This is a genomic window from Pinirhizobacter sp. (assembly GCF_035317885.1).
In the GTDB taxonomy this organism is placed as follows: Bacteria; Pseudomonadota; Gammaproteobacteria; order Xanthomonadales; family Rhodanobacteraceae; genus Pinirhizobacter.
Genome location: NZ_DATHFX010000258.1, coordinates 1 through 7745 on the forward strand (window position 1 = coordinate 1; position 7745 = coordinate 7745).

Below are 7745 nucleotides of genomic sequence, written 5' to 3' on the forward strand. Positions count from 1 at the left end.
AGCAGGCGCCAGGTGCCGCCGTAGCAATCGTGGGCCGCCAGCACCGTGGCCCCGGCAGGCACGATCTCCAGCGCCAGCGCCACTGCGGCCATGCCGCTAGCCGTGACTACCGCGCCCACGCCTTCTTCCAACTCCGCCAGCGCTTCGGCCAGGAGGTCGCGGGTGGGGTTGCCGCTACGGGAATAATCGTAGCGGCGCTTGTTGCCGAAGCCCTCGAAACTGTAGTTCGTGGACAGATGCAGCGGCGGGACCACCGCGCCATGCTGCGTATCGCATTCGATGCCGGCGCGGACGGCGCGGGTACGTGGGCTGGCCGGGCTCATGCATATTCTCCGTGACAACATTCCAGGGCCTCGCGCACGAGCGGCGCCAGGCGGGTGGTTTCCTTGAGGAAGGCATCGTGGCCGTAGGGGGACTCAACCACGTCGAGGCTGGCTGTGCCGCCCAGGCGGCGTTGCAGTTCGCAAAGGTCCGCCAGCGGCACCAGGCGGTCGGACGGGAAGCCGATCAGCGAGGTGGGCGTACGCACCTGTTCGGGGCTGATGTCGTGCAGGTCGATCGACTCGGACAGCGCCAGGAAGCGGACGGCATCGAAGCGGGCGACAAAACTGCGGCCGGCATGCTCGAGGTAGTCCTCGACCGGGAAGTGGAAACGGCCTTCGCGCAACTCGGGGCCCGCAGCGAAGCGGCGGGAGAATTCCTCGGCGCCGCGGTAGGTGGTCATGGCCAGCTGGCGGGCGAGGTTCAGGGCCTGGTCGACCTGGCCGGATTCCAGGCCCAGGCGGACGATGCCGCGCTGCACCGACCGCTGGGCCGTGGCCAGCGGGTGGGGCCGGTGCGCGCCGGCCAGCGCGATGAGGCGGCGAAGCTTGCCCGGATGGCGGGCCGCGAAGGCCAGGCCCGTCATCGCGCCATAGGAGGCACCGACGAAAGCCAGCACGCGGCCAATCCCCAGGTCGTCGACGAGCGCGGCCAGGGCATCGGCCTGGTCTTCGCTTGACACCGCCGAGGTGCCGGCGAGGTCGGACGGCACCAGGTAGTCGATGCTCAGTACCCGGCATTGCGTGAGGTCAATGGCGGCGCCCTCACCGACAAGCTCGCTCCACCAGCCGTTGGCCTGGCCGGCGCTGGCGCAGACGTCGCGGTCGGCCGAGATCCCGCCCTGAACGATCACCGTGGGGGCACCCGGCGCGCCCGTCCAGAGATAGCGGACCGTGGCGCGGCAGGCGCCCTGGCCATACTTCGGCTCCAGGTGGATCTCGCGACTTCCCCGCTGCGAGGAAAAATCGCGGACTGCCGGAGCGGCAACCGTGGCGGGAATGGGGAAAACCGTGGCGGGTTCGGCGGGCATGCAAGGCTCCAGTAAAAAGCTCGAGCTCTTGCGAAGCGCCGGAGGCTGCCAACCGGCCACGGGAACCCCGCGCCAACGGCATCCTCATCTATCGGCTTGCGCCAGGCGGCGCTCCGCAGGAGTTGGCACCGTCGCGGTATTCCCGCAGGTTGCCCCGGCTTCAAAGGGCCTGTCCCTCAGCCGGTCTCGATGAGTGGAACCGAGGCTACGCCCCCTCCGCCGCGTTGTCAACGGACGTCTGGACGTCTAAACGTCTGGCCTTCCGGGGCGGTGCGGGGAGGGAGCGGCCGGGTGTCGTTTTCTTCACTAAGTCCTCGGTCGGCCTTCGCCTCCCTGCGGAAGCGTTCCGAAAACGACACCCGGCCGCTCCCCCGGACGTGGTGGGTGGGCCGTGAGGAGAGCCGGGATGGGCTGCCTGCAGTTGCCGTTGTCGATGGGTGCCATTTTGCGTTCTCCTTCGGCCGGGAAAGGCCGTTACGCCAAGGACCGCGCTGCTCTCAGTCCACCTGTGCCTGGGTGCCTGGGGGTGGGGAGGGGTGCCCGGGGCTCCCCACCCCACCCCCAGGCACCCCTCCGGGCGACGCGGTAGAATAGGCGGTTATCCCTGCCTGTCCTTGAAGCCCATGTCCAGCCATCTGGCCGAAACCCGTCGTCGTCGCAGCTTTGCCATTGTCAGCCATCCTGACGCGGGCAAGACCACGTTGACTGAAAAGCTGTTGCTGTTTGGGGGTGCGATCCAGATGGCGGGGTCGGTGAAGAGCCGCAAGGCGGCGCGGCATGCGACGTCGGACTGGATGGCGCTGGAGAAGGAGCGCGGGATTTCGGTGACGTCGTCGGTGATGCAGTTTCCGTACAACGAATGCATCGTGAATCTGCTGGACACGCCGGGGCATGCGGATTTCTCCGAGGATACCTACCGGGTGCTTACCGCGGTGGATTCGGCGCTGATGGTGATCGACTGTGCCAAGGGCGTGGAGGAACGCACCATTAAGCTGATGGAAGTGTGCCGGCTGCGCGACACGCCGATCATGACGTTCATCAACAAGCTCGATCGCGAGGGGCGTTCGCCGATCGAGCTGCTAGACGAGGTCGAATCGGTGCTGGGGATTTCCTGCGCGCCGCTGACCTGGCCGATCGGCATGGGTTCGCGCCTGAAAGGCGTGTACCACGTGCTGTTGGATGAAGTGCACATCTTCGAAACGGGCAAGAATTTCACCCGCCAGGATTCCACCATCTTCAAGGGGCTCGACGCCCCGGGGCTGGCCGAGCGGGTCGGCGTTGCGGAGTTGAAGGAAGTCCGCGACGAACTGGACCTGGTGCTTGGCGCGTCCAATCCCTTCGACATGGATACCTACCTGGCGGGTAAGCAGACGCCGGTGTTCTTTGGCTCGGCGGTGAACAACTTCGGCGTGCAGCTGCTGCTGGACTTCTTCGTCGACCACGCCCCGGGCCCGAAGGCGCGCGATACCCTCACCCGCACGGTGGAACCGGCCGAGGAAAAACTCACCGGCTTCGTGTTCAAGATCCAGGCCAACATGGACCCCTCCCACCGCGACCGCGTGGCCTTCATGCGCGTCTGCTCGGGCACCTACACCGCCGGCATGAAGATGCAGCAGACCCGCACCGGCAAGGAGGTGCGTATCGCCAATGCGCTTACCTTCATGGCGTCGGACCGCGAGATCGTGGAGAAGGCCTATCCCGGCGATGTCATCGGCCTGCATAACCACGGCACCATCACCATCGGCGACACCTTCACCGAGGGCGAACCGCTGTCATTTACCGGCATCCCGAATTTCGCCCCGGAACTCTTCCGCCGCGCGCGCCTGCGCGACCCGATGAAGATGAAGGCGCTGCAGAAGGGCCTGGCGCAGCTATCGGAAGAAGGCGCCACGCAGTTCTTCCGGCCGCTGATGTCCAACGAACTGGTGCTCGGCGCCGTGGGCGTGCTGCAGTTCGACGTGGTGGCCTATCGCCTGAAGGACGAATACAACGTCGACGCCAGCTTCGAGACGGTATCGGTGGCCACGGCGCGCTGGGTCCACTGCGACAACGAGAAGAAGCTTGCCGAGTTCCGCGAGAAGAACGCCATGAACCTGGCCGTGGATGGCGCCGGCGAACTGGTGTACCTGGCCCCCACCCGCGTGAACCTGCAACTGGCCCAGGAGCGCTGGCCCGACGTGCGGTTCTCTGCCACGCGCGAGCACGCAGCGTCGGTCGAACTGTAGACCCCATGAAAAAGGCGGCCCGAAGGCCGCCTTTTTCTTCTTCGGGCGCTATTTGGTAGCAAACGCCCCGGAAGCTGAGTGGTTGATCAAGAAAGGATCTCCCCCAAGGGCCGCCAGTGGGCGGCCCTTGCGTTTTCGTCGGTCCGACGTGGCGAACCATGTCTCCTAGACTCGTCCAACGTCAGCATTCAGCCAACTTAGGCGCCACCACCCAGACCCAGAAACTGTCGTGTCAGAGCGAATCGGCGCAGCAGGATGCGTTCCGTCAGTGTTACCACGATCATGGGCGCGCCGACCCGTTCGATCAGCCTTTTCGCAAGCAGCACAGACTCCACGTACAACATGCGCCGACCTTTGGCGCGGAGCGATTGCATTCAGATCATGGCAATGCTAGGGCTTGCTGTTCGATCAGCCGACGCACCTTGTCCGCATCCTCAGGTGTCACCGGGTTGTGGACCACCATGCTGAGATCGGATCGTCCATCCACCACAAAGGATGAAAACTCCATAGCGATCATTCCAACGTCAGGGTGCCTAAGATGTTTGATGCCCTCTCCATAATGGCAAACATCGTGGTCACTCCACATCTTCGCGAATTCGGGGCTGTTGCGACTCAATTCATCAATGAGTGCCTCAGCTTCTTTTGAGGCTCCAGCTCGCGCCGCATCGGCCCGGAACGCGGCCACGACAAATCGTGCGAGGCTTTCCCAGTGAAGTTGCCGCTCTCGAATATGGGGATTGCCAAACAGGAGGCGAAGTACATTTCGCTGCTCAACCGGAAGCGCGGCATAGTCGGCAAGCACCACCGTGGCGGCACGGTTCCATGCAACGATGTCCCAGGTGCGCGTCTTTACGATGGCCGGGCTGAGTACTAGTGCGTCAAGTATGCGCTGTAGTCGAGGGGTAACGCCTTCAGGAGCCTGATAGCGAACCTTGGGTGGACGGCCAAGCGCGAGGAGAAAGACATGTTCGCGCTCGACGTCTGTCAGCATCAAGGCGTGCGCAATGCGATCGACTACATCGGCTGAGGGCGCCCCGCCCCGCCCCTGTTCAAGCCACGTGTACCACGTGGTGCTGACGTTAGCGCGTTGAGCCACTTCTTCGCGCCGCAGGCCGGGCGTTCGCCGGCGCGTCCCTACAAGACCAAAGGCCGCGGGATCGAGTTTGGTGCGACGGTCCTTGAGATAGATACCAAGCGAATTGTCGGTCGTAATGAACATACAGAACCTATTAGTCATTATACCCGTGTAACGTCACTACTTTACCCGGATAACGTCGGGGCGGAGATTAGCGTACTCCGATACATACCTCGCAGGTAGTGCTCATGTTCACCATGCAGATATCTGGGACACGCAGGCGTCTCAGTAGGATTTCCTACGTGCTGGGCACCACGGGTGCTCTCGCTCTATCACTCAGTGGATGCCGCGGCGGCGACGCATCTACCACGGCAGCCGCGCCGCCAGCGCCGGATGTCAGTGTGGCCGTGGTGAAATCCAGCCAGGTACACGAATGGGATGAATTTAATGGCAGGGTCTCCGCGATCGGCACGGTGGAGATTCGCCCTCGTGTCAGCGGTTACGTTCAACGCGTGGCGTATACGGAGGGCGATGAGGTCAAGCAGGGCGATATCCTGTTCGTGATCGATCCACGCCCTTATCAGGACGCATTGGACAGCGCCACGGCGCAGCTCGCGCACGCCCAAGCTACCGCGCAGCGCGCGCAATTGCAGTACAAGCGCGCGCAAAGTCTCATGCAGTCTGCGGCCATTTCCCATGAGGAGTTCGAGGCTCGCCGTGCCGACTACGATCAGGGTAACGCCGACGTGCAAACAGCACAGGCTGCGGCGGCTACGGCCAAGCTCAATCTGAGCTTCACCGAAATACGCGCCCCCATCAGCGGCCGCACCAGCCGCGCCATGCTCACCGCAGGCAATCTCGCCCAGGCCGATCAGACATTGCTCACCATGTTGGTGTCGCAAGATCCGGTATATGTGTATTTCGACTGCGATGAACAAAGTTACCTGCACTACAGCTCCCTGATGCGTCAACAAGGGCGTACAGCGCAGGGCAGCCCAGTGCGCGTGGGTCTGGCCAATGAAGCGGACTATCCGCACCTGGGCACAGTTGACTTCCTGGACAATCAGGTCGACCCGGCCACGGGCACGTTGCGTGCGCGCGCCATTCTCCCCAATCACGCACATCAATTTACGCCGGGTCTGTTCGCACGCGTGGAACTGGATGCCCGCGGACAGTACAAGGCACTTTTGATCAGCGACCGGGCCGTGCTTACTGACCAGAATCGCAAGTACGTCTACGTGCTGGGATCTAAAGACACGGCGGTGCGCAAGGACGTGCAACTTGGTCGCATCGTTAACGGGTTACGCGTGGTGGAGTCGGGATTGGCCGAGGGTGACAAGGTCGTTGTCGATGGCACACAGAAAATCTTCTTCCCCGGTGCGCCGGTCAAACCACACGACGTCGCCATGGATTCCGCCTTGTCGGATACGCAGACGGCGATGAACTGACGAGGGCCTCACCCATGGACTTTTCAAAATTTTTCATTGAGCGGCCGATCTTTGCGATCGTACTGTCCATCATCATCTTTGCGGTCGGACTAATTGCCATTCCCATACTGCCGGTAAGCGAGTACCCGGAGGTGGTTCCCCCCAGTGTGATCGTGCACGCGACGTACCCGGGCGCCAACCCCAAGGAAATCGCTGACTCCGTGTCGGAACCGCTGGAGGAGGCAATCAACGGCGTCGAAGGCATCATGTACATGAAGTCGGTCGCTGGTTCCGATGGCAGCTTGCAGGTGGTCGTCACCTTCCTACCCGGCGTGGATCCAGACACGGCTGCCGTGCGCGTCCAGAACCGCGTGAGTCAGGCACTCTCGCGATTGCCGGATGCGGTGCGCCAGTATGGTGTGACCACTCAGAAACAGTCGCCTACGCCACTGATGTACATGGGACTGTATTCGCCAGATGGTCGCTATGACACCCTGTATCTGCGCAATTACCTTACGCTGCACGTCAAAGACGAGCTGTCTCGCATCCCTGGCATCGGCGACGTAGAGCTGTATGGTGCAGGCGATTACGCCATGCGCATCTGGCTCGACCCGGACAAGCTTGCTTCGCGCGGACTGACCGCCGGTGACGCGATCAGTGCGATACGCGAACAGAACGTGGAGGTCTCGGCCGGTCAACTCGGCGCTGAACCTTCGCCAAAAACCACGGATTCTCTGATCTCCATCAATGTGCGAGGCCGCCTGCGCAGCGAACAGGAGTTTGGCAATATCGTGGTGAAGAATGGGGCGAACGGCCAGATCACGCGCCTTTCGGAGGTCGCGCGGGTGGAACTGGGCGCCAGCGACTATACCTTGCACGCGCAGATCGACACCAAGAGCACCGCGACGACCGGCATCTTCCTCTCGCCAGGTGCCAACGCAATTGGCGTCGCCAATACGGTGTACGCGAAAATGGATGAACTGTCCCACAGTTTTCCTGCCGGCGTGGCTTATCGTGCCCAGTGGGATCCGACCGTATTTGTGCGTGAATCGATTCGCGCCGTCCAGCACACGCTGTTCGAAGCGGTGATCCTGGTCGTGTTGGTCGTGATCCTTTTCCTCCAGAGCTGGCGCGCGTCAATCATTCCGCTGGTTGCAGTACCGGTTTCCATCGTGGGCACCTTCGCCTGGTTGTACCTGCTGGGTTACTCGATCAACACGTTGACCCTGTTCGGTCTGGTGCTGGCGATCGGTATCGTGGTCGACGATGCCATCGTCGTGGTGGAGAACGTCGAGCGCAATATCGAACATGGGCTGGATCCGCGTGCGGCAGCACACCAGGCGATGAAAGAGGTGTCTGGACCGATCGTGGCGATCGCGCTGGTGCTGTGCGCGGTGTTCGTGCCGATGGCATTTCTTTCCGGAGTCACCGGCCAGTTCTACAAACAGTTCGCGGTCACCATTGCGATTTCGACCGTGATCTCGGCTCTGAACTCTCTCACGCTTTCGCCAGCGCTGGCGGCGGTGCTGCTGCGCTCGCACGATGCGCCGAAGGACAAGCTGACGCAGATCATGGATCGCTCGCTGGGCTGGATATTCCGGCCGTTCAACCGGGTGTTCAAGCGCAGTTCCGAGCGCTATCACGACACCGTTGCGACTTCACTGAGT

General features: G+C 62.6%; 6 protein-coding genes and 1 riboswitch. Of the genes, 3 read left to right on the plus strand and 3 right to left on the minus strand.

Annotated features, from left to right (window positions below; all coding sequences use genetic code 11):
• The coding region (locus VK519_RS08375; RefSeq protein ID WP_324348956.1) for a PLP-dependent transferase at positions 1-323 on the minus strand (323 nt) is incomplete at its 3' end.
• Positions 320-1351 carry a homoserine O-succinyltransferase MetX gene (gene metX, locus VK519_RS08380; protein ID WP_324348958.1) on the minus strand — a complete coding sequence of 344 codons (1032 nt, stop codon included), beginning with the start codon at positions 1349-1351 and terminating at the stop codon, positions 320-322. The genes metX and VK519_RS08375, both read right to left, overlap by 4 nt.
• 81 nt (positions 1352-1432) lie before the next feature.
• Positions 1433-1547, minus strand: a riboswitch (SAM riboswitch).
• 427 nt (positions 1548-1974) lie between these two features.
• Between metX and VK519_RS08385 the strand changes: the two genes are divergently transcribed.
• Complete coding sequence (locus VK519_RS08385; RefSeq protein WP_324348960.1) at positions 1975-3576, plus strand: peptide chain release factor 3; 1602 nt, start codon at positions 1975-1977, stop codon at positions 3574-3576.
• Between the two features lie 379 nt (positions 3577-3955).
• Here the strand turns inward: VK519_RS08385 and VK519_RS08390 are convergent, their stop codons facing one another.
• The gene (locus tag VK519_RS08390; protein WP_324348962.1) at positions 3956-4795 is read right to left on the minus strand and encodes a helix-turn-helix transcriptional regulator; all 840 of its coding nucleotides are present in this window, start codon (positions 4793-4795) and stop codon (positions 3956-3958) included.
• Between the two features lie 113 nt (positions 4796-4908).
• On the opposite strand from VK519_RS08390, the gene VK519_RS08395 reads away from it, so the two are divergent.
• Entirely contained in the window at positions 4909-6099 is a 1191-nt protein-coding gene (locus tag VK519_RS08395; protein ID WP_414692717.1) for an efflux RND transporter periplasmic adaptor subunit, read from the plus strand.
• Positions 6100-6113: 14 nt separating this feature from the next.
• Positions 6114-7745, plus strand: a 1632-nt coding sequence (locus VK519_RS08400; protein WP_324348966.1) for an efflux RND transporter permease subunit, incomplete at its 3' end; no start/stop codon positions are given.

What these genes read in the sequence shown, in the direction of transcription:
- metX (WP_324348958.1), bottom strand. Translation starts at nt 1,351, where the DNA reads ATGCCCGCCGAACCCGCCACGGTTTTCCCCATTCCCGCCACGGTTGCC.
- VK519_RS08385 (WP_324348960.1), top strand. Translation starts at nt 1,975, where the DNA reads ATGTCCAGCCATCTGGCCGAAACCCGTCGTCGTCGCAGCTTTGCCATT.
- VK519_RS08390 (WP_324348962.1), bottom strand. Translation starts at nt 4,795, where the DNA reads ATGTTCATTACGACCGACAATTCGCTTGGTATCTATCTCAAGGACCGT.
- VK519_RS08395 (WP_414692717.1), top strand. Translation starts at nt 4,909, where the DNA reads ATGCAGATATCTGGGACACGCAGGCGTCTCAGTAGGATTTCCTACGTG.